The following is a 26222-nucleotide window of genomic DNA, read 5'->3' on the forward strand; positions in this document are numbered from 1 at the left end:
GAGATGAATATGCACAGCACTACCTTGACCGGCGGCCAGGCCCTGGTACGCCTGCTCGCCAACTACGGCGTCGATACGGTATTCGGCATCCCCGGCGTGCACACGCTGGAGCTGTATCGCGGCTTGCCCGGCAGCGGCATCCGCCATGTCCTGACCCGTCACGAGCAGGGCGCGGGTTTCATGGCCGACGGTTATGCCCGGGTCAGCGGCAAGCCGGGGGTGTGTTTCGTCATCACCGGCCCCGGCGTGACCAATGCCGCGACCGCCATCGGCCAGGCCTACGCCGACTCGATCCCGATGCTGGTGATTTCCAGCGTCAATCACACCGCCAGCCTCGGCAAGGGCTGGGGCTGCCTGCACGAAACCCAGGACCAGCGGGCGATGACCGCGCCGATCACCGCGTTCTCCGCGGTGGCCCTGAGTGCCGAGGACCTGCCCGAGCTGATTGCCCGCGCCTACGCGGTGTTCGACAGCGAGCGCCCGCGGCCGGTGCATATCTCGGTGCCACTGGATGTGCTGGCCGCGCCGGTGGCTCGGGACTGGAGCGCTGAAGTGCGGCGCCGCCCGGGCCGCGGTGTGCCGACGGTGCAGGCCCTGGATCAGGCGGCGGCCAAGCTGCAGGCTGCCCGGCGGCCGATGATCATCGCCGGCGGCGGCGCGCTCGATGCGGCGCAGGAGTTGCAACAGCTCAGCACACGCCTGGCCGCGCCATTTTTCAGCAGTGTCGCCGGCAAGGGCCTGCTGGCACCCCAGGCGCCGCTGAACGCCGGCTCGACCCTGTGTGTCGAGCCGGGCTGGCAACTGGTCGGCGAAGCCGATGTGGTGCTGGCCGTGGGCACCGAGATGGCCGATACCGACTATTGGCGCGAGCGCCTGCCGCTGAACGCCGAGTTGCTGCGGGTGGATATCGACCCGCGCAAGTTCAATGACTTCTACCCCTGTGCGTTGGCCTTGCAGGGCGACGCCCGGCAGACCGTCGCGGCCCTGTTGCAGCGCCTGGCGCCAACGCCCCGGGACGCGACGGCGGCCATCGAGGCCGTGGCGCGGCTGCGCGCGGCGGTACGCGCCGGCCATGGTCCCCTGCAGCTGATCCACCAGGCGATTCTCGAGCGGGTGGCCGCGGAGCTGCCGGAGCAGGCCTTTGTCAGCAGCGACATGACCCAGCTGGCCTACACCGGCAACTACCTGTTCGCCAGTCGGGCGCCGCGCAGCTGGTTGCACCCGACCGGCTACGGCACCCTGGGTTATGGACTGCCGGCGGGGATCGGCGCCACGTTCGGCGCGCCGCAGCGGCCCGGGCTGGTGCTGGTCGGCGACGGCGGCTTTCTTTACACCGCGCAGGAGCTGGCGACCGCCGTCGAGGAACTGGACAGCCCGCTGGTGATACTGCTGTGGAACAACGACGCGCTGGGGCAGATCCGCGACGACATGCTCGGCCTGGATATCGAACCGGTCGGCGTGTTGCCGCGCAATCCGGATTTCGCCGCGCTGGGCCGCGCCTTCGGTTGCACCGTGGCCCAGCCGCAGAGCCTGGATCAATTGCAGAACGAGTTGCGCAGCGGCTTTCGCCGCAACGGCGTGACCCTGATCGAACTCAAGCACGCTTGTGCGCGCTGACCCTCAACGCTTTTTGCGGGGACTCTTACCATGCGTTTTTCCGATCTGACTCAACGTATCGCCGGTGACGGTGCCGCCGCCTGGGGTATCCACTACCGGGCCCTGGCCAGGCAGGAGCAGGGCGAGGACATCCTGCTGCTGTCGGTCGGCGACCCGGACTTCGACACCCCGGCGCCTATCGTGCAGGCAGCCATCGACAGCCTGCTGTCCGGCAATACCCATTACACCGACGTGCGCGGCAAGCGCAGCCTGCGCGAAAGCATCGCCCGGCGGCATCGGCAGCGCAGCGGCCAGCAGGTCGACGCCGATCAGGTGATGGTGCTGGCCGGTGCCCAATGCGCGCTGTTCAGCGTTGCCCAGTGCCTGCTCGATCCGGGCGACGAGGTGCTGGTCGCCGAGCCGATGTATGTCACCTATGAAGCGGTGTTCGGTGCCTGTGGCGCCGTGGTGGTGCCGGTGCCGGTGCGTTCCGAAAACGGCTTTCGGGTGTTGCCCGAAGACGTCGCCGCGCGCATTACCCCGCGGACCCGGGCCATGGCCCTGAACAGCCCGCACAATCCCTCGGGCGCCAGCTTGCCGCGCAGTACATGGCAGGCCCTGGCCGAGCTGTGTATCAAGCATGACCTGTGGCTGATTTCCGATGAGGTCTACAGCGAACTGCTGTTCGATGGCGAGCACATCAGCCCGGCCAGCCTGGCGGGCATGGCCGAGCGTACGGCGACCCTCAACAGCCTGTCGAAATCCCATGCCATGACGGGGTGGCGGCTGGGCTGGGTGGTCGCGCCGCCGGCGTTGGCGGCGCACCTGGAAAACCTCGCCCTGTGCATGCTCTACGGCTCGCCGGAATTTATCCAGGATGCCGCCGTGGTCGCCCTGGACAGCGCTTTGCCGGAATTGGAGGCCATGCGTGAAGCCTATCGCCAGCGCCGCGACCTGGTCTGTGAATGCCTGGCCGATTGCCCCGGCGTGCGCGCGCTGAAACCCGATGGCGGGATGTTCGTGATGGTCGATATCCGCGAAACCGGGCTCAGCGCCCAGGCGTTCGCCGATCGCCTGCTGGAACGCCATGGGGTGTCGGTGCTGGCCGGCGAAGCCTTCGGCCCCAGCGCCGCCGGGCATATCCGCCTGGGGCTGGTCCTGGGTGCGGCGCCACTGCGCGAGGCCTGCCAGCGGATCGCCCGCTGTGCCCGTGAGTTGCTGGAGGCCGCGATCGATGCGTGATTACAACCGACTGTTCATCGATGGGGCCTGGCGCCTGCCGTCGGGGCAAGGCAGGGCCGAGGTCGCCGACCCGGCCACCGAGCAGGTGGTCGGTAGGGTCCCTCTGGGCGACGAGCGCGATGTCGATAACGCCGTGGCCGCGGCCCGGCGCGCCTTCGGCCCATGGTCGCGAACGCCGTCGGCGGTGCGTGCCGGTTATATCCGGGCGCTGGCCGGGCAGTTGCGCCAGCGGGCCGACGAGATGGCCGCGCTGATCACCGCCGAACTGGGCATGCCGGTGCAGTGGTGCCGTGCGGTGCAGGTCGACGGGCCGATCGTCGGGTTGGAGCAGTACGTCGGACTCGCCGGGGCGATGGATGAAGTGCGCGAGGTCGGCAACTCGCTGGTGGTCCGCGAACCCGTGGGCGTCTGCGCCTTTATCAACCCCTGGAACTATCCGTTGCATCAACTGATCGGCAAGCTCGCGCCGGCCTTGGCGGCGGGCTGCACGGTGGTGCTCAAGCCGAGCCAGGAAACGCCGCTGCATGCCTTTCTGCTGGCCGAAATGATCGAGGCCATCGGCCTGCCGGCCGGGGTGTTCAACCTGGTCAGCGGGCCGGGCTCGAAGGTCGGCGAAGCCCTGGCCCGGCACCCGGACGTCGACATGCTGTCGTTCACCGGCTCCACCGGCGCCGGGGTGCGCGTGGCTCAGGCCGCGGCGCCGTCGGTGAAGCGGGTGTGCCTGGAGCTGGGCGGCAAGTCGCCGCTGTTGATCGGTGAGGATGCCGACCTGGCCGCGGCGGTGCGGTATGGCGTGCAGGACGTGATGATCAACTCCGGCCAGACCTGCACCGCGCTGACCCGCATGCTGCTGCCGGCCCGGCGTTATGCCGAGGCGTTGGAGCTGGCGGTGGAAGAGGCGCGGAGCCTGCGCATGGGCGACCCTCGGGACCCACGGAGTTTTCTCGGGCCGATGTGCTCGGCCTCCCAGCGCCGCACCGTGGAGGCCTACATCCAGCTCGGCCAGCAGGAAGGCGCGCGCCTGCTGTGGGGCGGTGCGGCGCAGTACGAGCGGGGCCATTATGTCGCGCCGACCCTGTTCGCCGATGTCGACAACCGCATGCGCATCGCCCAGGAGGAAATCTTCGGCCCGGTGCTGTGCCTGATTCCCTATGCCGACGAAGACCAGGCCGTCGCCCTGGCCAACGATTCACCGTTCGGCCTGTCCAGCGGGGTCTGGGCCGCCAGCCCCGAGCGCGCCTTGGGCCTGGCCCGGCAACTGCGCGCCGGGCAGTGCTTCATCAACGGTGCGGCGTTCAATTATCAGGCGCCGTTCGGTGGCTACAAGCAGTCCGGCAACGGTCGCGAATGGGGTGAGGAGGGCCTGGCCGAGTTTGTCGAAATCAAGGCCATCCAGCGCTGATTCCCGTACTGCCGGTGGCGGGGCGCAGACCTTTGTGGTCTTGTGTCTCGTCACCTTGGTGCAGTCTTTATTCCGCCTTGCTCATTGGAACATGTCTAAGGAACCTGCCATGAATGTACTGATCGTCCACGCCCATCCCGAGCCGCAATCCTTTACCGCCGCCCTGCGTGACCAGGCGCTGCGCACCCTCGAGGCCCAGGGGCACCAGGTGCAGGTCAGCGACCTGTACGCGATGCAATGGAACCCGGTGGCCAGTGCCGCCGATTTTTCCTCGCGGGAGAATCCCGACTATCTGGTGTACGCGCTGGAACAACGCCTGGGGGTGAAAAGCCAGTCGATCGCCGCGGACATCCGCCAGGAGCTCGACAAGCTGCTGTGGGCGGATCTGCTGATCCTGAATTTTCCGATCTTCTGGTTTTCGGCGCCGGCGATCCTCAAGGGCTGGATCGACCGGGTGCTGGTGTCCGGGATCTGCTATGGCGGCAAGCGTTTCTATGACCAGGGCGGCCTGAGCGGCAAGAAGGCGCTGGTCAGCGTGACCCTGGGCGGTCGCGAGCACATGTTCGGCGAGGGGGCGATCCATGGGCCGCTGAACGACATGTTGCGGCCGATCCTGCGCGGCACCCTGGCCTATGTCGGGTTCGAGGTGCTGGAGCCCTTCGTCGCCTGGCATGTGCCCTATATCAGCGATCAGGCCCGCGAGGAGTTCCTGGTGGCTTATCGGCACCGACTGGAGCAGGTCGCCGACGACCTGCCCATCGAGTTTCCACGTTTGTCGCAGTTCGACGAGGCGCTGTATCCGCTCGGCTGACGCGGCCCGGGCGCCCAGGCAGACGGTTGGACCAGTGCTTGGCTATGCTGTTGGTGCCGACCGCCGGTTTGCCGTCGCCCCTTACAACCTTGGGCATCATGGCCTGGCCGTCGGTTCGCGCTGCCGAAAAACCGGGGGCCTGGAGTAACCTGACAGACAGCACTTTGCCCGGGCCGAATCGGAGGACAGGGCATGAATGATGAGTCCCGCGAGCCGTTCAAGCGGCTGTTCTTCGCCTTGCCCTGCACAGCCGCCCAACGCCGGGCCATCGCCCAGTGGCGCGGCGCGCTTGGCCTCAGGAGTGGCCGGCCGGTGGCGGCGGAAAACTTTCATCTGACCCTGATGTTCCTGGGCTCGGTCGCGGTGGCGCAGGTTCCGCGGATCTGCGCCGCGGCGGCGGGCGTGCGCACCTCCGGTGAGCCGCTGGACGTTCCGCTCGACCGCCTGGAGGTCTGGCGCCGGGCCGGGGTCTTGTTGCTGGCGCCGACACAGGCGCCGCTGGAGTTGCGTCAGCTGGTGTATGCCTTGCAGGAAGCGCTGCTGCCGCTTGGGCTGGTCGATTCGCCTCGGGAGTTTCGTCCGCACTTGACCTTGATGCGCGACTATCGGGCGCCGGTGCCCGAGTCCGAGACCCCTGCGGATTTTCACCTGAGTGCCCGGCACTTCGCCCTGTTCGAATCCCATAAAGGCCGTTATCGGCCGCTGGCCGAGTGGGCGTTGGCGCGGTGATTGGGGGCGCCATCTCGTCGGATTCGCCGACCGGCCGAAATCCGGATGCCTCAAGGCTTGCACGCTATAGTTGAGGGGCCGAATCAACGGGAGGGAGCATGCGCCAGATCGTCAGCAAAGAGCCCTGGTGGGCGGCGCCGCCGAAACCGGGCCAGGATGAGTCCGAGCTAGAGTGGGGTTGGCTGGTCACCTACAACGAGGGCGAACCGCGCTTCGAGTTCGTCAAGGAGCGTCCTTCGGAGCAGGAGATTCGTCAGCGCAAGAGTTGCCGGACCACACCGTCCGAGTAGCCTGTGGGCGCAGCGCTCACTGTTTGTAGCCGATTTGCCGCAACAGGTTCTTGCGCCACAGGATGTCGTCGTCGCCTTCCAGGCCCTTGGCGCAGAAGCCATCCACCACCCCCAGCACCGCCCGGCCCTGTGCCGTTTCAGCGAGAATCACCTGGGTCGGGTTGGCGGTCGCGCAGAAGATGCGGCACACCTCAGGCACCATCTTCAGGGTGTTGAGCACGTTCAACGGATAAAAACCGTCGCCGAGAAACAGGATGAAGCTATGGCCGGCGGCGATGGCCTGGGCGTTTTTTTGCGCCAGCGCGATCATCGCCGGATCGCTGCCGGACCAGCGCACCAGGCATTGGCCGGAGGCTTCGCAAAAGGCCAGGCCAAAGGCGATGTTCGGCACGGCGCCGACCAGGGCTTCGTGGATGTCCTCGACGGACTTGATGAAGTGGGTCTGGCCGAAAATGAAGTTGGTGGCTTCCGGCTTGTCGATTGTCACGCTGATCAGTTGCATCTCGAACCGCTCCTTGCCGATGTTGGGCGGCGCTAGGGGGGCGTTGACGGAAAAGGGGACGCCCGTCGCGGCCGGTTCTCGGGGGAGGCGGGATTGCTTCCAGCAACAGATCAAGCATAGCCATTCATTGACCGCTGCCGGGTTCGTGATGCTTGAACGATGGCCGTCAAAGGCTGATCGGCCAGTTCGCTCCTGACCGCCGGTATCTAGAACTTCGCGTAATTCAACGCGTCGACAATCAGCGAGCCGCCCACCCCGGTCAGCGACAGCAGCAGGGCGCGTACCAGTGGTTCTTGCGAGTAACTTGAGAAGGCCCCGGTATTGAGGGCAACGATGCGCCCGCGGATCAGTTCGAGCTTTTTGTAGACAGGTGTGCTGTCGGTGATTTCCAGCAGGTAGTTATCCAGACGCTGTAACGCTGCGCCACGCGCCTTTTCTGCGGCACGTCGCAGCGACAGCGCGGAGACAAGCAATATCAGTGTGGTCAGCAGGAATGAAATGACGATGCTGGGCGGGGTCGGCCAGTTGTCGAACACACTGTTGCGCGACGCAATCAGGATCAGCATGACGATCGTCGGGGCATAGATCAGGCGATTGACGGTCGCCGTGCGCTTGGCGATCAGTTGCATGTCCACCCAATCATCGATGCAGGGGTGCAGAGAAACACCGAAGAGCTTCTGGTGCTCCTTGCGTAACGCTCTTGGCCAGATCGCAAAATTCTTGCTCAGGTTGCGGATGAATCGCGTCAGCAGGCGGTTGGCATCCACCACCCAGAACACCAGCAACTGGAAGGCCAGGGTGGGCAGCAGCCAGCTCAACATCCAGATCGGCGACTCGCCCCGAATGGGCATTCCTTCCATTGGCCAGAGCACGAAGAGCGCGCTGGTGGCGACCATGAATATCCAGGTAGCGAGGATGCTTCGCAGCATTCGGGCGCCGAAGGTGCCACCCACGCAGTGCTCTTTCCAGAAGCTCGTCACGAAAATGATCCTGCGCTTGTCTGCAGCATAGGGCTGGACCGCGGCTGTCAGTCGCTTAGGCATGTTCCAATCGCGACTGTTGGTTGAGAGCGGGAACAGGGTCAGGAACAGGCAACGTCCAAGAGCGGCTCGCCACTTTTGCAGCGTTGTACCCTTTTCTCTGTGAACGAGGCGCCGTAGCAGACCCCACAGGCTCATCCGCAGCCTGCTCATGTACAGATCCAGGTGGTAGGCCTTTTCGATCTCGAGACTGTTGATGCGCAAGTTGCGCCAACCCCAGGCCAGCGCAGTGATCGAGATGATCACGGCGAGCAGGCGCAGGGCCACGGTGGGCCAGGCACTGATGCCCTCGAACAGGAACATTGGCTCACCCAGCCCGTCCTCCGTCAATACGCGCCGGATCTGGTACAACCACAGCAAGGCCAGGATGAATACCACGACCGGTACCATGAGGTACCACGCCGAGGCGTCGAACAATCCACTGGTCGCAGGGACGGGGGGCTGTCCGGGTTGCGCTGGTTCGGACTGATGACGGCGGGCAAGTTCCGAGCAAACGATGCCCAGCAGGATCAGCACGAACGCGGTCCACATGAACTCCACGCGCCAGAACTGCACGGCGAGCCATGCCGACAGTCCGGACACCACAAACAGCGTCAGCGGGATACTGCGTACCCAGGGTGGCAGTTTGTCGTCGCTGGATTGCACATAGGTCCACCACCAGCCCAGGAGAATCACCAATACCAGCAGGATGACCATAAGCGGCCCGGCCCAGAAAAGTGACTGCTTTTCATCGAGCTTGTCGCGTACCGACTGGGAGAGTTCGGGATAGGGAGGTGGCGACGGATCCTGCAGGCAGCGCAGCGCCATGATGTCGTGCGTCGATGACTGGGGATGGCCGGGTGCGGCGCAGTCCTTGGGACGTTCTGCGGTCAGCTTTCTGGGCAGGGGGATGAAGCCGCTGATGCCCACTTCATAGATGCCCGGCGAAAGCAGCTCCGATGTGGAGTAGTCGAACTTTGCACGCTTGGCCTCGTAGGGCTGTGGCGCCTGCGCGGCCAGAACCGCGATGGACACGGCACTTTGCAAACTGTCGCGGAACGGCGGCACATCCTGTTGCAGGGCACGCGTCAGCGTGAGTCCGTAGGGTGCTGCCAGGACGAGGTTGCGAGTGGTCTGGGCCTGACCGCGCTGGAGCATGCGTGCATCGAGGTTGGTCGAGAAAAACACCTTGTTTGGCATCCGGCCCTTGAGGGCCTGCAACACCAGCAGCTTGTCGTAGGTATCGGCCCCCAGCACCCCGATGGCGCCGATGCCGCTGGTGCCGTTACGGCGATAGGCTTCGTCCTCGCGGGCGATGTGGTCGGCGAGGCGGCGCAGGTAGTCGAGCTGGGAATTGCCGTCGGACTTCTCCAGCGGGCTCAGATCCAGGGTGTTCTTGTCCTTGCTGTTCTTATTGTCATCGGTGCCGGGCGTTTTGTTGGCGCTTGCGGCTTCCTCTGGCAGGCGCCCGTCCATGCCTCGCAGATAACTGAAGCGCAATACCCAGTCATTGACGGCAGCCTGGTCTTTGCTGTCGATGTCCTTGGCAACCTGCGATTTGAAACTCTCAATCAGTGCGCGGCTGTAGAAACTGTCCCACTCGGAGACCAGCGCAATGCGATTGGAGCGCTGCCAGCCTCCAGTATCGCAATGGGTTCCGACCCGCTGCGGTGCCCCTTCTCTGCATTGCACACCCGCGACTGGATTCACATGGCGCAGCTTCAGTTCGTCCAGCAGTAGGCGCGTCAGGGTGCCGTCGTGGCTGACGGTGCGCAGCAGTTTCATGGGTTCAGGCGTCGCTGATGTTTGCTGTTGGGAGGCGCCTTCGCCGGGCGAGGGCTTGCCTAGGGCACGCATCAATGTTTCGTAATCAGCGGTGGCCAGGGGGGAGTAAATCTCGATATCGGGCTTGGCGTGGCCGTTGGCTTCGTCCCTATACATATCGAGCAAGACTTTCGAGGTAGAGGGGCCGATGACCTTCAGCAGTGTCTGGTTGGACACCCCCGGGCAGGTTTGTGGCGGGCCGCAATCCGAATGAAGCCTGCTCTGCAGGGTGCGGCGCAAGGCTTCGAGTTGTTGTAGCGGGTGTGAACCCAGATGCTCCTGCTTTACCCAGAGCAGAATGGTCCGGGCGGATGGGCGCTGTTTGTCCTGCATGTCCCTGGGTGGGTCGAATGGATTGGCGATGAAGGCTTCATAGGGGATTTCTGCGTACGTCGGCTTTCCTTGCTGACCGGCTTGCGAGGTTATCGGCCTGTCTGACAGGTCGTCCGCAAGGGCCAGGCAGCGGATGTGCTGCTCATCCTCGGGCACCATGCGGGAGTTTTTGAACCCGGCCAGGATTGCATAGCGAATGCGCCGGCGCAGCTCCACTTCATCGGCATAGGGGCCGCCTTCGACCAGCGCCACCATGAGTTGGGGAGGCTCTGGCGGTGGTTGCTGCGGTTCGTCGTCCAGTACCAATGGTTTACTGACAACAAGCTTGGGGCTGCACTCAAAGTCAGTCCCCGCGGCCTTGTTACCGTCCTTGAACTTTTTGCGATAGCGCTCGAGGGCATCGAACGGGTCCTGCCACAGACGGGCTTCTATCGGCGATTGCACCTGGAATTGTGCGCCGATGGGGCGTGGCTCGAGGAAAGGCTCGCGGGTGAGGGCGAAGGTCGAGACCACCAGGCTGAGGATGAGGGCGCTACCCGGTAACCAGAGGACGAGGTTGTTACCCGAGCCATTGCTGTTGTCCATGGTCTCTTTCCCCTTCCTTAGGTGTAGGGCCGACCGCTATGCATAGGTATAGCCCCCGGATCAGGCTTTATCTACCGGCCCCCCGACGCTGCAAGGAGGGCGTTGCGGCGCCAATCGGGGGTGGTTTCAGGCGACTTGAGGAGCGAGAGGGATTGGGCCGCTGACCGGTGGCTTCATACTGGGGGCGGGAACAGGATCGGCGGTCATGCGGCGGGGGCGCAAGGCTGCTATTCCTTCCCTTGGGACAATCGTTTCAGACCAGACGGAATGCGGGTCGATACCGATGCGTGGCCGTGGTCAAGGTGCCTGCCAGGTGCGCGCGCAGAACAACGGGCGCCAGTTTCGCTGGAGGTGGCAAATGTTATTCATTGTCAGCTGGTCAATCAGCCCCGAACGTCGCAACAGTGCGATCGAGCGATTTCTCAAGACCGGCGGGGCGCCACCCGCAGGGGTGAGCATGCTGGGGCGCTGGCATGCCGTCGGCGGCATGACGGGGTTTGGTATCGCGCAGACCGACGATCTCACGCTGATGCAGAAATGGGTGCTGGAGTGGAGCGACCTGCTCAGGATGGACGTGCACCCGGCGCTGACCGATGAACAGGCCGCGCCGTTGCTGGCGGCGGTGATCGGCAGGCAATAGCCGTTGGCGATCGGCCTGAAGTTGTTGCTTCAGCAAGAGCGGAACAGAACTGGAGGTTGTCATGCCTAAATTTGTGATTGAACGCGATTTTCCGGGCGCTGGAGCGCTGTCGGCGCAGGATCTGCAAGGGATCGCGCAAAAGTCCTGCGAGGTACTCGATGAAATGGGGCCGCAGGTGCAGTGGCTGCACAGCTACGTCACGGGCGACAAAATCTACTGCGTCTATATCGCGCCAAACGAGGAGCTCATCCGGGAGCATGCCCGGCAAGGCGGCTTTCCGGCGGACCGGGTATCGCGGGTGACCTCGATCATCGATCCGACGACAGCGGAGTAGTGCCTTGCGCTGACAGGCGCGCGCCTGGCTCGGCGTACCCTTGCCCCAGGGCGAGGTGATGCCGCTGGCAGGAAAACAAGGTCGCCCTCGGGGCGGCCTTTTTCATCGGCGCGGCGTGCCGCGTTAGCGTCGCGGGGCGTCTTGCCAGACACAGGCTCGGCTATGCTGCACAGTCGACGGCCGGTTTGCGGCCGATGTCCACACCTTGAACCAAGAGCGCCATGAGAAAAACCACCCAGCAGATGTTGCTCCACGAAATCGCCGACTGGCGCCACCGTGGTTTGATCGATGCCGAGGCGCAGCAGCGGCTCGGCGCCCTGTATGAACGTCCCGAACACCGCCTGTCCACGGTCTTGCAATGGCTGGGCATCGGCGCGGTGCTGCTGATCGGCATGGCGGTGCTGGGCGGCATTGGCCTGCTGGCCGAGTCGGTGCTGGTGGGGGCGGTATTGTTTTTCGCCGCCGGTGTCGGGCTGTGGCTGATCGGCGCGCGCCTGGCCCGCGACCCGGCGCGGCGCATGCCGGTCACCGGGGTGGCGATCCTGACCATCGGCTTGATCCTGATGGGCGCCAGCCTGTTGCTCGGCAGCTCCGACAGCGAGACCGGCGAGTTCGGCAACCTGCCGCTGGCGCTGCTGGTCACCGCCGCCCTGAGCATCGCTACCGCCTATGGCTATCGTCTGCGCTGGCCGCTGCTGCTGGGCCTGCTCTGCGTCTTCCACGGTTTGGGTTCGTGGGAGTGGTATGGCGGTTCCGGCACTTACTATTTCGGCATCCAGGACCGGCGCTCCATGGCCGTGATCGCTGGGCTGGTGGCGCTCCTGGGGCTGTGGCACCAGCGCGCCGAGGATCATGCCTTGCGCCGGTTCAGCGGTTTCGGACGGTTGTATGTGATCTTCGGGCTGCTGTACTTCAACTGCTCGCTGTGGTTCCTCAGCCTGGAGGAGGCTTACCAGCAGACCCTGGCCTGGACCCTGCTGTTCACCCTCGGCGCCATCGCCCAACTGGTGCTCGGCGCGCGCTTCAAGCACCCCAGCTTCACCGGTTTCGGCGTGGTGTTCCTCGGCATCGACCTGTACACGCGCTTTTATGAGTACGCCTGGGAACACCTGAGCGCCGCGGTGTTTTTTGCCGTGGCCGGCGCGGTGGGCATGCTCCTGGGCTGGTTGTTCGAACGCACCACGCTGCGCGCCGGGGAGGCTGGCCAATGAACCCGGATCGCCGTAATCGCCAGGTGCACAACGCCCTGGACCAATGGCTGCGCGACGGCCTGATCGACACCCAGGCCCACGCGCGGATCGCCGAGCTGTACCCGCTGACCCGCTGGGACTGGTGCTCCCTGGGGCGCTGGTTCCTGACCTTCGGCGCCATCAGCCTGGCGGCTGGGCTGCTGATCCTGCTGCATGAACACCTGACGTTCACCTTGCCGAAACTGGCCGGTGGCCTGGGTGTGTTGATGGTCGGGCTGTTCGGCGCCGGACGCTGGCTGCTGGGCAAGCAACTGAAGCTGCTCGGCGCGACCCTGGAGTTGCTCGGCGGCTTTGCCCTGATCAGCCTGAGCCTGGTGCTGGGCATGATCTACTCCGACGGTTCGGGCAACTGGCCGGCGCTGTTGCTGGTGGACCTGCTGCTGTTGCTGGCGCTCAGCTACGTGCTGAACAACGTCTTGCTGCTGACCCTGTGCAGCGTGCTGTTCTTCGTCTGGTTCGGCGGGCGCAGCGGTTATGAATCGGGCTGGGGCGCCTACTGGTTCGGCATGAACTATCCGCTGCGTTTCCTCGGCGCGGCCCTGGCCATGGCCCTGTTCGGCTTTGTTCATCTGTGGGGCGAGGCGTCATGGCTGGCCCGTTATCGCGGCTTTGCCAAGGTGTGGATTTCCGCCGGGCTGTTCATGGCCCAGATGGCGTTGTGGCTGCTGTCGCTGTTCGGCAGCTACGACCTGATCGACGGCCCGTGGCACCTGGCCGAGTCCAGCGAGCTGGTTCTGTTCAACGGGTTGTGGGCGGCGTTCAGCCTGGGCCTGTTGGCGTTGGGCATTCGCCTGCGCTTTTCCATGCTGGTGGGCTATGGCGCGACCTTCTTCATCATCCAGCTGTACACGCTGTTCTTTACCCAGCTGGCGGAAACCCTGGGCTGGTTCGTCAGCCTGCTGATTGCCGGCGGCAGCCTGCTGGGGCTGGTGGTCTGGCTGGAAGGCGAACGGCAGAAGCGCCGGGCTGGGCCGAGCGAAGCGGAATCGGCGTAGGGCAGGGGAGTAGCCCATGCCCGAAGTTGCGGGCATGGGCGGACGACAGACGACGGGCGTCAGGCCGTCAGTCGTTTTTCAATATCCCGGTAGGTTTCGCTGTCTGTGGCCGCCAACAGTTTGCGGCCATCCTTGAAGGTGGCGATGAAGGTCACCTCGGTTTCCTTGCCGGCTATCAGGTAGCCCGCAAGAGCACCCACCGGACCCAGCAGCATGGCCCCGGCGATGCCGTAGCCAATGGCGTCCCTGTTGGTGATGCTGTCCTGTGTCGCGATTTCCAGATGTTTGAATGCGGAGGCTTTGACCTCGACCCCCGGTGAGGGGTTGGTGGCTGTGGCCAACCTGAAGACTCCCTGACGATACTCACCATTCCCTTGTAGAAAATCACCAGCCAATACATTGATCTTTGCCATGTTGAATATCCTTGTTCAAGCATTGCGGATTGACCATACAGCGCTGTCCGGCGCCCACCGTCAATGGGTGGACGATGAAGGGCGGTACCGCTGATCGTTGATGTTGCGCCTAACAGCATCGGTCTCGAGTGTAGACGCTTGTTTGATACAGATCAGTTCGTTGGTCGCAATGGCCTACCGCTCGTCCGTTTGATTCTGCGCGGGCTGCAAGGCAGCTGCGGAATGTCTGGCATTCATGTTCGGCAATGTTAATAAATGTTAGATTGAAAAAATACTTCACATAATCAGTTCATTGGTGGATGATCGGCCACAACCTGATAACAACAAATCACAGGACGGCCCTTCGATGTCCGACAAGGTCTCGATTCACCTGCCAAGCGACACTGTCGCCCCCGCCGCCCGTGCTCCCATTTACCCCGCGGCCCGCCGCTTGCGCCTTGCCGGCGTGGACCAGGCTGCTGTCTTCCCTGGAGTACCCCATGAATAACAAGAATGTCGGTGTTGTCGGTCTGGGCGCGATGGGCCTGGGCATTGCCCGCTCGCTGCTGCGCGCGGGCTTCAATGTGCATGCCTGTGACGTGCGTGAAGCGGTCACCCAGCAGTTCTCCAACGAAGGCGGGGTGGCCTGCGCGTCGCCGGCGCGAATGGCCGAAGCCTGCGATGTGATCATCACCGTGGTGGTCAACGCCGAGCAGACCGAAACCGTGCTGTTCGGTGGCGATGGCGCCGTGTCGGCCTTGGGTGCCGGCAGCCTGGTGATAGGTTGCGCCACCGTGGCGCCGACCTACGCCGTGGAGCTGGGCGAGCGCCTGGCCGAGCAGGGCCTGTTGTACCTCGACGCGCCGATCTCCGGCGGCGCGGCCAAGGCCGCCGCCGGCGAGATGACCATGATGACCTCCGGCCCGGCTGCCGCCTACGCCAAGGCCGAAGCGATACTCGCCGGCATGGCGGGCAAGGTCTATCGCCTGGGCGACGCCCATGGCCTGGGTTCCAAGGTCAAGATCATCAACCAGCTGCTGGCCGGGGTGCACATCGCCGCGTCCGCCGAAGCCATGGCCCTGGGCCTGCGCGAAGGGGTGGACGCCGATGCCCTGTACGAAGTGATCACCCACAGCGCCGGCAACTCCTGGATGTTCGAGAACCGCGTGCCGCACATCCTCAAGGCCGACTACACGCCGCTGTCGGCGGTGGACATCTTCGTCAAGGACCTGGGCCTGGTGCTGGATACCGCCCGCGCCAGCAAATTCCCGCTGCCGCTGTCGGCCACCGCGCACCAGATGTTCATGCAGGCCTCCAGCGCCGGTTTCGGCCGCGAGGACGACTCGGCGGTGATCAAGATTTTCCCGGGCATCGACCTGCCGACCGCCAAGCCCGAGCCTGTCTGAGGAACGCTCCATGACCGATTCCACCGCACGCCCGCTGCTGGGCTGCATCGCCGACGACTTCACCGGCGCCACCGACCTCGCCAACATGCTGGTGCGCGGCGGCATGCGCACGGTGCAAAGCATCGGTATCCCGAGCCGCGAAGTGGCGGCCGGGCTGGATGCCGACGCCATCGTCATCGCCCTCAAGTCGCGCACCACGCCGGTTGCCGAGGCGGTCGAGGAATCCCTCGCCGCCCTGGACTGGCTGCGCGAACAGGGCTGCGAGCAGATCTTCTTCAAGTACTGCTCGACCTTCGATTCCACCGCCGCCGGCAATATCGGCCAGGTCAGCGAGGCCTTGCTCCAGGCCCTGAACAGTGATTTCACCCTGGCCTGCCCGGCGTTCCCGGAAAACGGCCGGACCATTTTCCGCGGCCACCTGTTCGTCCAGGACCAGTTGCTCAGCGAGTCGGGCATGCAGCATCACCCGCTGACGCCTATGACCGACGCCAACCTGGTGCGCGTGCTGCAGGCCCAGACCCAACTGAAAGTCGGCCTGCTGCGCTACGACAGCATCGCTGGGGGCGTCGAGGCGGTGCGGGCGAAGATCGCCGAACTGCGCCAGCAGGGGATCGGCATGGCCGTCGCCGATGCGCTGTCCGATCAGGACCTCTATACCCTCGGCAGCGCCTGCGCCGACCTACCGCTGCTGACCGGCGGCTCGGGCCTGGCCCTGGGCCTGCCGGGCAACTTCCGCCGCGCCGGCAAATTGCGCGACTTCGATGTGGCGTCGCTGCCGACCGTTGAAGGCGGCGAAGTGGTGCTGGCCGGCAGCGCCTCGGTGGCCACCATCGGCCAGGTCGCGGCCTGGCTGGAGGCCGACCGTCCGGCCCTGCGCATCGACCCCATGGCCCTGGCCGCGGGCAAACCGGTGGTGGAGCAGGCCCTGGCCTTTGCCCGCGACAGTGATGAAACCGTACTGATCTACGCCACCAGCACCCCGGCCGAGGTCAAGGCGGTGCAACAACAGCTCGGCGTCGAGCGCGCCGGCACGCTGGTGGAGAACGCCCTGGGCGAGATTGCCGCTGGCCTGCGCCAGAACGGCGTGCGCCGCTTCGTGATTGCCGGTGGCGAAACCTCCGGCGCGGTGGTCAAGGCGCTCGGGGTCAACCTGTTGCAGATCGGCGCGCAGATCGACCCGGGCGTGCCGGTCACCCTCAGCAACTCCGCCGAGCCGTTGGCGCTGGCCTTGAAATCCGGCAACTTCGGCAGCCGCGACTTCTTCGCCAAGGCCCTCAAACAACTGGCCGGAGGTGGCCAATGAGCGCTGCGGCGAACAAGGAACAGGCCCTGCGCGAAGAGATCTGCGACGTCGGTCGCAGCCTCTACCAACGCGGCTACACCGTGGGCAGCGCCGGCAATATCAGCGCGCGCCTCGACGATGGCTGGCTGATCACCCCGACCGACGTCTGCCTTGGCCGCCTCGATCCGGCGGCCATCGCCAAGGTCAATCTGGCGGGGGAGTGGGTGTCCGGCAACAAGCCATCCAAGACCCTGGCCCTGCATCGCCAGGTCTATGACCGCAACCCGAGCGTCGGTGGCGTGGTGCATACCCATTCCACCCACCTGGTGGCGTTGACCCTGGCTGGCGTATGGCGGCCGGACGACATCCTGCCGCCGCTGACGCCGTACCAGGTGATGAAGGTCGGGCACATTCCGCTGATCGGCTACCAGCGCCCGGGTTCGCCCAAGGTCGCCCAGCAGGTGGCGCAACTGGCCAACAGCGTGCGCGGGGTGATGCTCGAACGCCTGGGGCCGGTGGTCTGGGAAAGCTCGGTGGCCAAGGCCAGCTACGCCCTGGAAGAACTGGAAGAAACCGCGCGACTCTGGCTGATGAGCAACCCCAAGCCCGCGCCGCTGGATCAGGCAGCCCTGGATGAGCTGCGAGAGACCTTCGGCGCGCACTGGTAGGTAGCGCGCCGCTGCAACTTGAAACTGAAAACCGACACTGCAAGCACTGCCCGGGAGTCGTCAGGCTCTCGACGGCCCCGGCTTGCCTGAAAAAACAATAACAACAGGACATCCCAGCATGACGTTCCCTGACTGCAGCTGTTTTGGCTTCACCACTGTTTCTTCCTCTTATGAGGGAGGTGCCGCGCAATGAGCCCGCTTATCCTGATGTTGACGGCCGGCGCGGGCATCGCGCTGCTGCTGTTCCTGGTGCTCAAGTACAAGTTCCAGCCCTTTGTCGCGCTGATGCTGGTGAGCATCCTGGTGGCACTGGTGGCCGGGGTGAAACCGGCCGACCTGGTGGCGACCATCGAAGGCGGCATGGGCAAGACCCTCGGCCATATCGCGATCATCATCGCCCTCGGCGCCATGATCGGGCGGATCATAGAGCTGTCCGGCGGCGCCGAGGCCTTGGCCAAGACCCTGATCGAGCGTTTCGGCAACCGCCGCACGCCGCTGGCGCTGACCATCGCCGGGTTCATCATCGGCGTGCCGGTGTTCTTCGAAGTGGGGGTGATCATCCTTATGCCGCTGGCCTATGGCGTGGCTCGCCGGGCGCGCAAGCCGCTGCTGGTGTTCGCCTTGCCGATGTGCGCTGCGCTGCTCACCGTGCATGCGTTCCTGCCGCCCCATCCGGGCGCCGTGGCCGCGGCCAGCCAGCTGGGCGCCGACCTGGGCCGGGTGCTGATGTTCGGCCTGCCGCTCACCGCCTTGCTGTGCTACGTCGGTTACCGCGTGGCCGGGCGCATGACTCGGCGCTTCTACCCGATGACCGACGACATCCGCGCCGAAGTCTATGGACCCCATGTGACCAACGAGGACCTGCAGGCCTGGACCAACGGCAATGCCAAGGACCCGCAACAGGCCGCAGTGGCCGTGTCCCACATGGGCCTGGAAGAATCCACCAGCGCCATAGTCGCCAAGCTGCCGCCGGCGCCCGCGCCCGGTTTCGGCCTGATCGTCAGCCTGATCCTGCTGCCGATCGTGCTGATCCTGCTGGGCACCCTGGCCACTTCGCTGCTGCCGGCCGAGTCAAACTTGCGTGGCGTCATGACCGTGCTCGGCGCGCCGCTGGTGGCGCTGCTGATCGATACCTTGCTGTGCGCCTGGCTGCTGGGTTCGCGCCGTGGCTGGAGCCGCAACCAGGTGTCGGACGTGATCGGCTCGGCCTTGCCGGGCGTGGCCATGGTGATCCTGATCGCCGGGGCCGGCGGGGTGTTCGGCAAGGTGCTGGTGGACACCGGGATCGGCGCGGTGGTCTCCGACCTGCTGCGCACCACCGGCCTGCCGGTGCTGGCCCTGGGCTTCTTGCTGACCATGCTCCTGCGTGCGGTGCAGGGTTCGACCACCGTGGCCCTGGTGACCACCGCCGGGATCATCAGCCCGCTGATCGCCACCCTGAACCTGACCCCCAACCACATGGCGCTGCTGTGCCTGGCCATGGGCGGTGGCGGGTTGGCCATGTCCCATATCAACGACGCCGGCTACTGGATCTTCACCAAACTCGCCGGGCTCAACGTGGCCGACGGCCTGCGCACCTGGACTGTGATCACCACCTTGCTCGGTACCCTGGGTTTCTGTATTACCTTGCTGATCTGGCCTTTTGTCTGAGCCGTTTTTAGGAGCCAACATGCCTCGTTTTGCTGCCAACCTAAGCATGCTCTACCCGGAACACCCGTTTCTCGACCGTTTCGCCGCCGCTGCGGCCGACGGTTTCGAAGCGGTGGAATACCTGTTCCCCTACGACTACAGCGCCGAGGAACTCAAGCAGCGCCTGAGCGACAACGGCCTGGTCCAGGCGCTGTTCAACGCACCGCCCGGCGACTGGGCGGCGGGCGAGCGGGGCACCGTGACCCTGCCCGGGCGCGAGGCGGAGTTCCGCGCCGGCTTCGACCGCGCCCTGGAATACGCCGCGGTGCTGGGCAACTCACGGATCCATGTGATGGCCGGCCTGCTGCCCTCGGAAAGCCTGCGCGAACGCCATCACGGGGTGTACCTGGAGAACCTGGCCTACGCCACCGCCCAGGCGGCCAAGATCGGGGTCACCGTGCTGCTGGAGCCGATCAACACCCGCGACATGCCGGGCTTCTTCCTCAACCGCCAGGACCAGGCCCAGGCGATCTGCAAGGAAGTCGGCGCGAGCAACCTCAAGGTGCAGTTCGACTGCTACCACTGCCAGATCGTCGAGGGCGACCTGGCGACCAAACTGCGTCGCGACTTCGCCGGCATCGGCCATATCCAGATCGCCGGCGTGCCGGACCGCCAGGAGCCGGACCTGGGCGAGTTGAACTATCCGTATCTGTTCGGATTGATGGACCAGCTGGGCTACGACGGCTGGGTCGGTTGCGAGTATCGGCCGCGGGGCGATACCTCCGCTGGCCTGCAATGGCTGCGGGACTGGAAAGCCTTCTGAGGAGCGGGCAGGGCGGTGGCGCTGGTCAGTGCGTGCCGCCCGCGAAGCGTGATTGCGCGGGAATCTGAAGATTTCTGACGGTGTCGGCTTGCGCTCCCCACCTGCGGGTACATTGCTCCCCGTCGCCAGGGCCATCACTGGTGCCATCAAGGAGCAGGGGAGCATGGGCAAGTCGATATTCGTAGACCAGTCGGGCCTGGACGACGCGCCTTGTCGCCCGCACGATCTGCATTGGGAACAGATCCCCACCCTGACCCTGGAGCGCATCGAGCGCGAATACCGCCGCGCCCGGCGCACCACCATGCTTGGCCAGTGGATCAATATCGCCAGCGTGCTGCTGGTGGTGCTGAGCGCCGCCTGCGGCCTCTGGCTGTGGAACCACTTCCGCGCCCAGGGGCTGGACCAGGGCTTCGGCCTGCGGCAGTTGTTCGTGCTGTTGTTCTTTTTCGCCACCCTGTGCGCGGTGGTGGAATGGCTGCGGCGCATTCGCCGGACCACCCGGGTGGCCCTCGACGGCTTGAGCGAAGACCTGCGGGATATTGCCTGCGTGCTGTGGTTCAGAAAAAAACACCGCTGAGACGCGTTAGGCCGGCTGTCAGTCCTTCGCTGCCTTGGCTTGCAGGTCGGACGGCAGCAGCAATTCCACCCCTTGCTTGCGAATCCCGTCCGCCGCGGCCTGGGCCAGGTCGTCGTCGCTGATGATCACGTCGAACTGCTCCAGCCCGGCGATGCGGTACATGCTGAAGGTGCCGTACTTCGAACTGCTGGCCACCAGCACCACCTGGGACGCCGACTGCATCGCCACCTGCTTGACCTCGACCTTCAACGCCGACGGCGTGGTGATGCCGCGGCGCAGGTCCCAGGAACTGGTGGACATAAAGGCGATGTCGGTCACCACCTGACGCAGGGTCGCCACCGCCAGCCCGCCGACGCAGGAATGGTTGTCGTGGTCGAGCTGGCCGCCGGTGTGGATCACCGTCACCTGCGGCGCCTCCATCAGCGCCTGGACGATACCGAAGTCGTTGGTCACCACCGTCATGCCCGACAGCGCCTTGATGTACGGCACGATCTCCAGGGTGCTGGTGCCGGCGTCCAGGTACACCGTCATGTCCGCGTGCAACAGGCGCGCCGCCAGCCGGGCCATGGCCTGCTTCTGCGGCAGCTCGACCACCGCCTTGCTCTGGTGGCTCGGCTCGCTGTGCAACTGGCTGGCGATACGCACCCCGCCGGTCACCGAATAGGCCCGGCCTTCCTGCTCCAACAGGGCAATGTCGCGGCGCACCGTCATGTGCGAGCAGTCGAACATCTCCATCAACTGATGCACGCTCAGCACCTGGTGCTTGCGCAACTGGCGCAGAATCAGCTCGCGACGCTGCTCGGGAATCATCGGGGCGCCGCTATCGCTGGCGATGTCCTTGGGGTTGGGCATTGAGGCTCCGCAGTGGTTGGGCAGAAGGCGGGTAACTGGCGGACATAGTAGCGAATCCGCGAGATATGGACGAGAAGCACACAACGGATCGCCCTCGTATACGTGTGCCTTGCTTCTGTAGGAGCGCAGCTTGCGCGCGATGAACGATGACGCGGTACCCCGGCATTGCGCGTGACGGCTATCGCGGGCAGGCCTCGCTCCTACAGAATTGCGTGTACGGCTTCTGTAGGAGCGCAGCTTGCGCGCGATGAACGATAACGCGGTACCCCGGCATTACGCGTGATGGCTATCGCTGACAGGCCTCGCTCCCACAAAATGGCGCGTACCAGCGGTTACCAAGGAATGGTCATGGACCCGAAGCGTTATGAACACCTGACAATCAGCGTCGAGCCCCATGAAATGCGCATGAGCCATTGGGTGTATGCACCGAAGGTGGTGGATGGTCGCGATGGCCGGGTGCTGCTGGACTTGAGCGGCGGGCCGTGGGACCTGGTATCCAGCTCGTTATCGACTGCGGCGGTGGAGCTGCTGTTGCGCAAGTACCCCGGAGATCGCGAGGCGGTCTGCCTGAGCATTCGCCTGGCCGACAACAGCCTGTGGCTGGAGGGCACTCCGGTTGCCACCGAGGATATCGAATGGGCGTTGGAGCAGGCGCAGGGCTAAGCTGCGCCGTGGCGCATGCCGGCGAAGCGTCACCGGGGCCTGACGACCGTTGGTAAGCTGGCGGTTCTTTCTTTTGCCAAATGGCATTAGTATTAATGCCATCTGTCATCAGGCAGGGAGATGAGCATGACCGCCGCAGCCAAAAATACCGCCACCGTGAAACCTTCAGCCAAGCCCGAGAAGGTCAAGGCCGAGGTGCTCAAGCCCACCGCCCAGGGCGAACGGGCGAAAAAAAGCAAGGCCTACGCAAGATACGTCAAAGTGTTGGTGCGCAGCCCCAAGGCCAAGGCGAACCTGCTGCGCGAAGAGGCGGCTGTCTATGCGCTGCCTTCGCCCATGGTGCGCGGGCTGCTGCCGGGCACCGACGCCGATGACCCCATGGCGGTCTTCAGGGCCACCCAGCTGGGGTTCTCCCTCGGCGCGGTGATCGAGCTGGTGGAGTCGGTCGAGGCCTTCAAGCGCTACAACGTGCTGTCGAAGATCGTCGGTTTCTCCGAGCGCACACTGGCGCGGCGGCTGAAGAACCAGGACCAGGCCCTGACCCCCGAACAGAGCGCCCGCGCCTTGCATTACGCGCAAGTGCTGGAAAAGGCCGAGGCGGTGCTGGGCTCCCGGGCGCTGGCCGAAGACTGGATGACCCAGCCGGCCCTGGGCCTGGATGGCGAAGTCCCCATCGACCTGCTGGCCAATCCGGTGGGCTATGAACTGGTGACGGACTTTCTGCACCGGCTCGAGTTCGGGGTCTACTGATGCTCACCGACCCCTTGGCCCCGTCCCTGCATTTCTGGCGTCTCGACCAGGCCCGGCATGCCTCGACCTGGAACAGCGGCATCGGCGCCGAAGGCAGCGGCGGCCGCTGGAACCCCAAGGGCCTGCAAGTGGTGTACGCCAGCCTGGACGCCTCGACCGCCATCCTTGAGGTGGCGGTGCACAAGGGCTTCAAGGCCCTCGACTGCCTGCCCCACACCCTGACCGCGGCCCGGGTGCTGGACCCCTCAAAGGTCCACACCGTCCGCCCCGCAGACATCCCCAACCCCAACTGGCTGATCCCCGGTACCCCCAGCCACAGCCAACAAGCCTTCGGCGCCAGCCTGCTGGAACAGCACCCCTTCGTGCTGATCCCCTCCAGCGTGTCGCGCCATAGCTGGAACCTGCTGATCAACCCACTGCTGGCCACGGGGTTGTATGAGCTGGTGTTGCAGGAGCGCTTCGCGCTGGATGGACGGTTGAGTCCGCCGGAGCGTTGAGAGAAGACGCGCACATCCAATTCAGAATTTTCCTGCGACCTGCCTGTGGTCATTTAGGGTAACGTCCTGTTGCCAACTGCTAACAAACTCGCCTCCATCCTGATGGGGGCTTTTTTATGGGCAATGCGGAAGCGGACACGACCTACTGGAAAGGAGTTTTTATGTACCTATGCATCACTGGCTTTCTACCTGACGAAGCTAATGATGATTCATTGCAATACGAGTTGGACGTCTCATCTGAATTTGAACAGGCCGTAATGGAAATATTGGGTTGGCAAAGCTTGGCGGCCGAAGCCGATGGCGAGCTGCCGCTCACCAAGGAGCAGGTCAGGCAAGTAGCAACGGCCATCAAAGAAGCCTTACCTGACGACCTTGATATGTTCATTGGGGTACGAACGGCAGCGTCACCGTTGAGTCGATAGCTCAAGAAAAATCTATGAATAGGGCACTCCGCACGGTGCGGGTGAGGATGACAAAAAGGCAGGAAATCCGACTCTGCAACGACGGAATGAGCGAGGCCAGCAGAACCTGATGTTTTTATGTATCGCAGGCTTTTTCCCCGATGGTCACGAAAATGAATTTGTGCAATTTGAACTGGACGTAGCACCGGAATTCAATCAGGCCGTGCTTGATCTGATCGGCTGGAGTTCTCTCGAAGATGGCGTGAGACATGGCGTTGTAGCGTTAACCGCAACGCAAGTCAGGCAGATTGAGAGTGTGCTTGGGCAACCCATACCGAGTGATCTGGATATCTGTATTAGCGTTTTTGCCTAGGAATCGGGATACGGCCTATGCACCTGTACCTCACCGGCTTTTTACCCGATAGCTTTGACGACACATCATTAAAGTATGAGTTGGACGTTGCTCCAGAATTTGAACAGAAGGTCATGGATATCTTGGGTTGGGAAAGCCTCGCCGCAGAGGCTGATGGTGAGCTACCACTGACCAATGAGCAGGCCAGTCAGATAGCCGCAGTCATCAAAGAGTCCTTACCCAATCACCTCGATTTGTTTATCGGTGTGGTGGCGTAGCACCACCCATCATCCGTGATCCTCGTCGACCCGTTGAAGAGCGAATCAGGTGGTTCTGATCGTTCTTATTCGTCCCCTGCGGTTCATAGAGACTTTTAGTACGGAGGTTTGGGAAAGCTCTGATATTTACGACTTTTCTGCATTGATAGGGTCGGTGCCTGAATTTCTCAGACACTCAGGATGTACTCATGGCCTATGTCATCAGGGAAGGGGACCCGACCACGACGGGTGGGAAGGTTATCGCAGGTTCATCAACGACCATCGTTGAGTACCGCAAAGTTGCACGCATCACCGACCCCGTGTGGTGCCCGGTGTGCCAGTCAGTGGGTTATATCGCGGAAGGCCATAACACATGGCTGGATAACCAACAGGCTATCGCGGTAGAAGGGGGTGCTGTTCAGTGTGGCTGCCCTGTAGGTTCTAACCGTCTTGTCGCCACTCAGTCTTCTGTCCTCTCGGATAATCAGCCACCGGTTCCAGTTCCCACTGCCTTGGTACCGCAAGTTGTGGCGAATACCCACCAATGGGCCGAAGCGATCAGGCGGGGATACTCGCAAAACGAATTTGCAGATTCGGTGCCGCGCGATCAGGTGAAGGGACTGGCACCCATCAGAGAAACGGCGCTGTCAGCACCCGCTCAGGTGTCACAACAAAGCGTAGAGCCGGGCTTTTATATCGTTCAGTCTCCGATGAGCCGTGCAGCCCTCGAAGTGGTGCTTTTCGGTCAGCCCGACGCGGCCCTCCTGGAGAAATTTCGTCGGCTCAACCCCCAACTGACGGACACCGCCAAACCCGGCCAGATGGTGGTCCTCAGCCATCCCGAAAACCATCAGTGCACCCGTGAAGAAGCACTGCTGATGGACGCTGCGGAAAAGGTCAGCGCCGCGTTGGACACCCTCACGGCCGAGGAGGCGGCCTTTATGGTCCAGTACCGGCAGCAGATCGAGTCGGTGCTGTCTTATGGTTCAACCAGCCTGGGTGTTGCTACGTCAGCAGCCGGCAATCATCTGGACAGTATCAAAAGGACCTTGCAGGAAATCGAATCCCTCCATCAAACGTACTTCCTGCGGGATGGGCATCTACGCAGCGTCCAATTCTTTGCCGAAAGGCGAACGCTGTTTGCCCGGCTGGACACCCACCTGACGACCATCACGAAAATGAGCATTGCCTTTCCCGACCACCCTGATCTGAAAACGGCCTTGGGGATTTCAAGCCGTAGTTTGGTCCATCACTGGACCCGCGCAGGCGCGGTGGGTCAGATACCGGGTTACGCCACGCATATCGAGGGTGTCTCGAAGGCTTCCAAGGTGCTCAAGTATGGTGGCTGGGTAGGGATCGCTTTAGGGGGTGGCGCCTCTTATATGAAAGTTCAAGATGTTTGTTCTGCGGGGAATAAAAAGGCCTGTGAGAAAGTGAAGTTTACTGAGACGGGGAGTTTTGCAGTGGGAGTTGCTGGCGGAATATTTTCTACTTCGGCTTTGACTACTGCTTCAAACACTATCTGTGCCGCAGTGGCAGTGCCTACAGGCGGAGTCGGTGGTGTCATCTGTGGTCTGGTGGTGGTAGGTGGTGGTAGCTATTTGGTGAGTAAGAGCGGAGCGTCTTTCGGGGAACTTGTTGGGGAGATCATATATGAGGCTGGGCAGTGAGTAAGTTTGGTGTAGTGGAGTATGTGCTTGCTTCTTGTGGTGTTGTAACACTGTCAGGTGGGGTAATTATTTCAGGGGTGTTCTTTTATTGGGGGTGTACGCGAATGGATGAAATTTTAGGGTATGTTAAAAATTGCAAGGCCGTAATAAATAATAGGTTTTACCTTTATATGGGGGCGTGGGGGCGCATGGCTATGGTAGGGATGATTGCGGGTTCATTAGCCTATCCTAATTACCATGTGAGAAAAGGGTTGATGGATGCTGATGATGTGAATAATTTTCCTAAGCCTTTTAAGAAGAAACTAGTCGTGCTGTTTAATGTGCAGTTGGTTTTACTGTTTTGCTTTATGGTTGAACTAATTGTTCTAAAGTTAATCAGGCCCTGAACGTGGAGGATTAACCGACTCAGGCAGGGTGGAACAGAAATGGGCGAAGTGGTGGGTGCCACAAT

Annotated in this window: 28 protein-coding genes; 24 read left to right on the top strand and 4 right to left on the bottom strand. The window is 63.4% G+C overall.

Going from position 1 to position 26222, the window contains the following annotated elements:
• Positions 1-9: 9 nt before the first annotated feature.
• The 6 genes from C4K38_RS13420 to C4K38_RS13445 all read left to right on the top strand — a co-directional run bounded on the left by C4K38_RS13420 (position 10) and on the right by C4K38_RS13445 (position 6070).
• On the top strand, positions 10-1617 hold the full coding sequence (locus C4K38_RS13420) for a 5-guanidino-2-oxopentanoate decarboxylase (RefSeq protein WP_053278792.1): 1608 nt from the start codon (positions 10-12) through the stop codon (positions 1615-1617).
• Between the two features lie 30 nt (positions 1618-1647).
• Positions 1648-2838: a pyridoxal phosphate-dependent aminotransferase gene (locus C4K38_RS13425; protein ID WP_053278793.1), complete on the top strand. Its 1191-nt coding sequence runs from the start codon at positions 1648-1650 to the stop codon at positions 2836-2838.
• On the top strand, positions 2831-4240 hold the full coding sequence (locus tag C4K38_RS13430; RefSeq protein ID WP_053278794.1) for an aldehyde dehydrogenase family protein: 1410 nt from the start codon (positions 2831-2833) through the stop codon (positions 4238-4240). The genes C4K38_RS13425 and C4K38_RS13430 overlap by 8 nt, the downstream gene beginning before the upstream one ends.
• Before the next feature lie 109 nt (positions 4241-4349).
• A complete protein-coding gene (locus tag C4K38_RS13435; protein ID WP_053278795.1) occupies positions 4350-5051 on the top strand; it encodes an NAD(P)H-dependent oxidoreductase in 702 nt (233 codons plus the stop codon).
• A gap of 192 nt (positions 5052-5243) precedes the next feature.
• Positions 5244-5780, top strand: coding sequence for an RNA 2',3'-cyclic phosphodiesterase (gene thpR, locus C4K38_RS13440; RefSeq protein WP_053278796.1), 537 nt, complete (start codon positions 5244-5246; stop codon positions 5778-5780).
• 98 nt (positions 5781-5878) lie between these two features.
• A complete protein-coding gene (locus C4K38_RS13445) occupies positions 5879-6070 on the top strand; it encodes a hypothetical protein (RefSeq protein WP_053278797.1) in 192 nt (63 codons plus the stop codon).
• 16 nt (positions 6071-6086) lie between these two features.
• Here the strand turns inward: C4K38_RS13445 and C4K38_RS13450 are convergent, their stop codons facing one another.
• Positions 6087-6572, bottom strand: coding sequence for an adenosine-specific kinase (locus C4K38_RS13450; protein ID WP_053278798.1), 486 nt, complete (start codon positions 6570-6572; stop codon positions 6087-6089).
• A gap of 206 nt (positions 6573-6778) precedes the next feature.
• Positions 6779-10333 carry a hypothetical protein gene (locus C4K38_RS13455; RefSeq protein WP_053278799.1) on the bottom strand — a complete coding sequence of 1185 codons (3555 nt, stop codon included), beginning with the start codon at positions 10331-10333 and terminating at the stop codon, positions 6779-6781.
• 358 nt (positions 10334-10691) lie between these two features.
• Between C4K38_RS13455 and C4K38_RS13460 the strand changes: the two genes are divergently transcribed.
• The 4 genes from C4K38_RS13460 to C4K38_RS13475 all read left to right on the top strand — a co-directional run bounded on the left by C4K38_RS13460 (position 10692) and on the right by C4K38_RS13475 (position 13552).
• On the top strand, positions 10692-10973 hold the full coding sequence (locus C4K38_RS13460) for a DUF3303 domain-containing protein (RefSeq protein ID WP_025809283.1): 282 nt from the start codon (positions 10692-10694) through the stop codon (positions 10971-10973).
• Between the two features lie 61 nt (positions 10974-11034).
• On the top strand, positions 11035-11307 hold the full coding sequence (locus tag C4K38_RS13465; RefSeq protein WP_025809282.1) for a DUF4242 domain-containing protein: 273 nt from the start codon (positions 11035-11037) through the stop codon (positions 11305-11307).
• 221 nt (positions 11308-11528) lie between these two features.
• Positions 11529-12518, top strand: coding sequence for a DUF2157 domain-containing protein (locus C4K38_RS13470; protein ID WP_053278800.1), 990 nt, complete (start codon positions 11529-11531; stop codon positions 12516-12518).
• On the top strand, positions 12515-13552 hold the full coding sequence (locus C4K38_RS13475) for a hypothetical protein (RefSeq protein WP_053278801.1): 1038 nt from the start codon (positions 12515-12517) through the stop codon (positions 13550-13552). The genes C4K38_RS13470 and C4K38_RS13475 overlap by 4 nt, the downstream gene beginning before the upstream one ends.
• 59 nt (positions 13553-13611) lie before the next feature.
• On the opposite strand, the gene C4K38_RS13480 is transcribed toward C4K38_RS13475, so the two are convergent.
• Positions 13612-13965 (bottom strand): hypothetical protein, encoded by a 354-nt coding sequence (locus C4K38_RS13480; RefSeq protein ID WP_009048629.1) that lies wholly within the window; start codon positions 13963-13965, stop codon positions 13612-13614.
• Between the two features lie 479 nt (positions 13966-14444).
• Here C4K38_RS13480 and ltnD point away from each other — a divergent pair, with 479 nt between their 5' ends.
• From ltnD to C4K38_RS13510, 6 genes are all read left to right on the top strand, one after another.
• Positions 14445-15350 carry an L-threonate dehydrogenase gene (gene ltnD / locus C4K38_RS13485; protein WP_053278802.1) on the top strand — a complete coding sequence of 302 codons (906 nt, stop codon included), beginning with the start codon at positions 14445-14447 and terminating at the stop codon, positions 15348-15350.
• A gap of 10 nt (positions 15351-15360) precedes the next feature.
• The gene (otnK, locus tag C4K38_RS13490) at positions 15361-16653 is read left to right on the top strand and encodes a 3-oxo-tetronate kinase (RefSeq protein ID WP_053278803.1); all 1293 of its coding nucleotides are present in this window, start codon (positions 15361-15363) and stop codon (positions 16651-16653) included.
• Positions 16650-17300, top strand: a complete 651-nt coding sequence (gene otnC / locus C4K38_RS13495) for a 3-oxo-tetronate 4-phosphate decarboxylase (RefSeq protein WP_053278804.1) — start codon at positions 16650-16652, stop codon at positions 17298-17300. The genes otnK and otnC overlap by 4 nt, the downstream gene beginning before the upstream one ends.
• Positions 17301-17489: 189 nt before the next feature.
• A complete protein-coding gene (locus C4K38_RS13500) occupies positions 17490-18950 on the top strand; it encodes a GntT/GntP/DsdX family permease (protein WP_053278805.1) in 1461 nt (486 codons plus the stop codon).
• Positions 18951-18969: 19 nt separating this feature from the next.
• Positions 18970-19752 (top strand): 2-oxo-tetronate isomerase, encoded by a 783-nt coding sequence (otnI, locus tag C4K38_RS13505; RefSeq protein ID WP_053278806.1) that lies wholly within the window; start codon positions 18970-18972, stop codon positions 19750-19752.
• Positions 19753-19915: 163 nt separating this feature from the next.
• On the top strand, positions 19916-20329 hold the full coding sequence (locus C4K38_RS13510) for a hypothetical protein (RefSeq protein ID WP_053278807.1): 414 nt from the start codon (positions 19916-19918) through the stop codon (positions 20327-20329).
• A gap of 18 nt (positions 20330-20347) precedes the next feature.
• Here C4K38_RS13510 and C4K38_RS13515 read toward each other — a convergent pair whose 3' ends face one another.
• A complete protein-coding gene (locus C4K38_RS13515) occupies positions 20348-21181 on the bottom strand; it encodes a DeoR/GlpR family DNA-binding transcription regulator (protein WP_025809273.1) in 834 nt (277 codons plus the stop codon).
• A gap of 348 nt (positions 21182-21529) precedes the next feature.
• On the opposite strand from C4K38_RS13515, the gene C4K38_RS13520 reads away from it, so the two are divergent.
• The 8 genes from C4K38_RS13520 (at position 21530) to C4K38_RS13555 (ending at position 26157) form a co-directional block, all read left to right on the top strand.
• Positions 21530-21844: a hypothetical protein gene (locus tag C4K38_RS13520; RefSeq protein WP_053278808.1), complete on the top strand. Its 315-nt coding sequence runs from the start codon at positions 21530-21532 to the stop codon at positions 21842-21844.
• A 126-nt stretch (positions 21845-21970) separates the two neighbouring features.
• Positions 21971-22594: an Xre family toxin-antitoxin system antitoxin gene (parS, locus tag C4K38_RS13525; protein WP_053279048.1), complete on the top strand. Its 624-nt coding sequence runs from the start codon at positions 21971-21973 to the stop codon at positions 22592-22594.
• Positions 22594-23091, top strand: coding sequence for an RES family NAD+ phosphorylase (locus C4K38_RS13530; protein ID WP_053278809.1), 498 nt, complete (start codon positions 22594-22596; stop codon positions 23089-23091). The genes parS and C4K38_RS13530 overlap by 1 nt, the downstream gene beginning before the upstream one ends.
• Positions 23092-23252: 161 nt before the next feature.
• Positions 23253-23513: a pyocin S6 family toxin immunity protein gene (locus tag C4K38_RS13535; protein WP_053278810.1), complete on the top strand. Its 261-nt coding sequence runs from the start codon at positions 23253-23255 to the stop codon at positions 23511-23513.
• Positions 23514-23622: 109 nt separating this feature from the next.
• Complete coding sequence (locus tag C4K38_RS13540) at positions 23623-23865, top strand: pyocin S6 family toxin immunity protein (protein ID WP_053278811.1); 243 nt, start codon at positions 23623-23625, stop codon at positions 23863-23865.
• A 17-nt stretch (positions 23866-23882) separates the two neighbouring features.
• The gene (locus C4K38_RS13545; RefSeq protein WP_053278812.1) at positions 23883-24122 is read left to right on the top strand and encodes a pyocin S6 family toxin immunity protein; all 240 of its coding nucleotides are present in this window, start codon (positions 23883-23885) and stop codon (positions 24120-24122) included.
• 188 nt (positions 24123-24310) lie between these two features.
• The gene (locus tag C4K38_RS13550) at positions 24311-25771 is read left to right on the top strand and encodes a PAAR domain-containing protein (RefSeq protein ID WP_053278813.1); all 1461 of its coding nucleotides are present in this window, start codon (positions 24311-24313) and stop codon (positions 25769-25771) included.
• On the top strand, positions 25768-26157 hold the full coding sequence (locus tag C4K38_RS13555) for a hypothetical protein (protein ID WP_124345278.1): 390 nt from the start codon (positions 25768-25770) through the stop codon (positions 26155-26157). Before C4K38_RS13550 ends, C4K38_RS13555 begins: the two co-directional genes overlap by 4 nt.
• Positions 26158-26222 lie beyond the last annotated feature (65 nt).

The sequence above is a fragment of the Pseudomonas chlororaphis subsp. piscium genome (genome assembly GCF_003850345.1).
GTDB lineage: Bacteria > Pseudomonadota > Gammaproteobacteria > Pseudomonadales > Pseudomonadaceae > Aquipseudomonas > Aquipseudomonas piscium.

Bases quoted from the DNA above. Each gene is read 5' to 3' on its own strand.
- thpR (WP_053278796.1), top strand. From the start codon at position 5,244: ATGAATGATGAGTCCCGCGAGCCGTTCAAGCGGCTGTTCTTCGCCTTG.
- otnI (WP_053278806.1), top strand. From the start codon at position 18,970: ATGCCTCGTTTTGCTGCCAACCTAAGCATGCTCTACCCGGAACACCCG.
- C4K38_RS13450 (WP_053278798.1), bottom strand. From the start codon at position 6,572: ATGCAACTGATCAGCGTGACAATCGACAAGCCGGAAGCCACCAACTTC.
- parS (WP_053279048.1), top strand. From the start codon at position 21,971: ATGACCGCCGCAGCCAAAAATACCGCCACCGTGAAACCTTCAGCCAAG.
- C4K38_RS13455 (WP_053278799.1), bottom strand. From the start codon at position 10,333: ATGGACAACAGCAATGGCTCGGGTAACAACCTCGTCCTCTGGTTACCG.
- C4K38_RS13530 (WP_053278809.1), top strand. From the start codon at position 22,594: ATGCTCACCGACCCCTTGGCCCCGTCCCTGCATTTCTGGCGTCTCGAC.
- C4K38_RS13445 (WP_053278797.1), top strand. From the start codon at position 5,879: ATGCGCCAGATCGTCAGCAAAGAGCCCTGGTGGGCGGCGCCGCCGAAA.
- C4K38_RS13420 (WP_053278792.1), top strand. From the start codon at position 10: ATGCACAGCACTACCTTGACCGGCGGCCAGGCCCTGGTACGCCTGCTC.
- C4K38_RS13480 (WP_009048629.1), bottom strand. From the start codon at position 13,965: ATGGCAAAGATCAATGTATTGGCTGGTGATTTTCTACAAGGGAATGGT.
- C4K38_RS13550 (WP_053278813.1), top strand. From the start codon at position 24,311: ATGGCCTATGTCATCAGGGAAGGGGACCCGACCACGACGGGTGGGAAG.
- otnC (WP_053278804.1), top strand. From the start codon at position 16,650: ATGAGCGCTGCGGCGAACAAGGAACAGGCCCTGCGCGAAGAGATCTGC.
- C4K38_RS13435 (WP_053278795.1), top strand. From the start codon at position 4,350: ATGAATGTACTGATCGTCCACGCCCATCCCGAGCCGCAATCCTTTACC.
- C4K38_RS13500 (WP_053278805.1), top strand. From the start codon at position 17,490: ATGAGCCCGCTTATCCTGATGTTGACGGCCGGCGCGGGCATCGCGCTG.
- C4K38_RS13475 (WP_053278801.1), top strand. From the start codon at position 12,515: ATGAACCCGGATCGCCGTAATCGCCAGGTGCACAACGCCCTGGACCAA.
- C4K38_RS13430 (WP_053278794.1), top strand. From the start codon at position 2,831: ATGCGTGATTACAACCGACTGTTCATCGATGGGGCCTGGCGCCTGCCG.
- ltnD (WP_053278802.1), top strand. From the start codon at position 14,445: ATGAATAACAAGAATGTCGGTGTTGTCGGTCTGGGCGCGATGGGCCTG.
- C4K38_RS13520 (WP_053278808.1), top strand. From the start codon at position 21,530: ATGGACCCGAAGCGTTATGAACACCTGACAATCAGCGTCGAGCCCCAT.
- C4K38_RS13535 (WP_053278810.1), top strand. From the start codon at position 23,253: ATGTACCTATGCATCACTGGCTTTCTACCTGACGAAGCTAATGATGAT.
- C4K38_RS13540 (WP_053278811.1), top strand. From the start codon at position 23,623: ATGTTTTTATGTATCGCAGGCTTTTTCCCCGATGGTCACGAAAATGAA.
- C4K38_RS13510 (WP_053278807.1), top strand. From the start codon at position 19,916: ATGGGCAAGTCGATATTCGTAGACCAGTCGGGCCTGGACGACGCGCCT.
- C4K38_RS13425 (WP_053278793.1), top strand. From the start codon at position 1,648: ATGCGTTTTTCCGATCTGACTCAACGTATCGCCGGTGACGGTGCCGCC.
- C4K38_RS13470 (WP_053278800.1), top strand. From the start codon at position 11,529: ATGAGAAAAACCACCCAGCAGATGTTGCTCCACGAAATCGCCGACTGG.
- C4K38_RS13465 (WP_025809282.1), top strand. From the start codon at position 11,035: ATGCCTAAATTTGTGATTGAACGCGATTTTCCGGGCGCTGGAGCGCTG.
- C4K38_RS13545 (WP_053278812.1), top strand. From the start codon at position 23,883: ATGCACCTGTACCTCACCGGCTTTTTACCCGATAGCTTTGACGACACA.
- C4K38_RS13460 (WP_025809283.1), top strand. From the start codon at position 10,692: ATGTTATTCATTGTCAGCTGGTCAATCAGCCCCGAACGTCGCAACAGT.
- otnK (WP_053278803.1), top strand. From the start codon at position 15,361: ATGACCGATTCCACCGCACGCCCGCTGCTGGGCTGCATCGCCGACGAC.
- C4K38_RS13515 (WP_025809273.1), bottom strand. From the start codon at position 21,181: ATGCCCAACCCCAAGGACATCGCCAGCGATAGCGGCGCCCCGATGATT.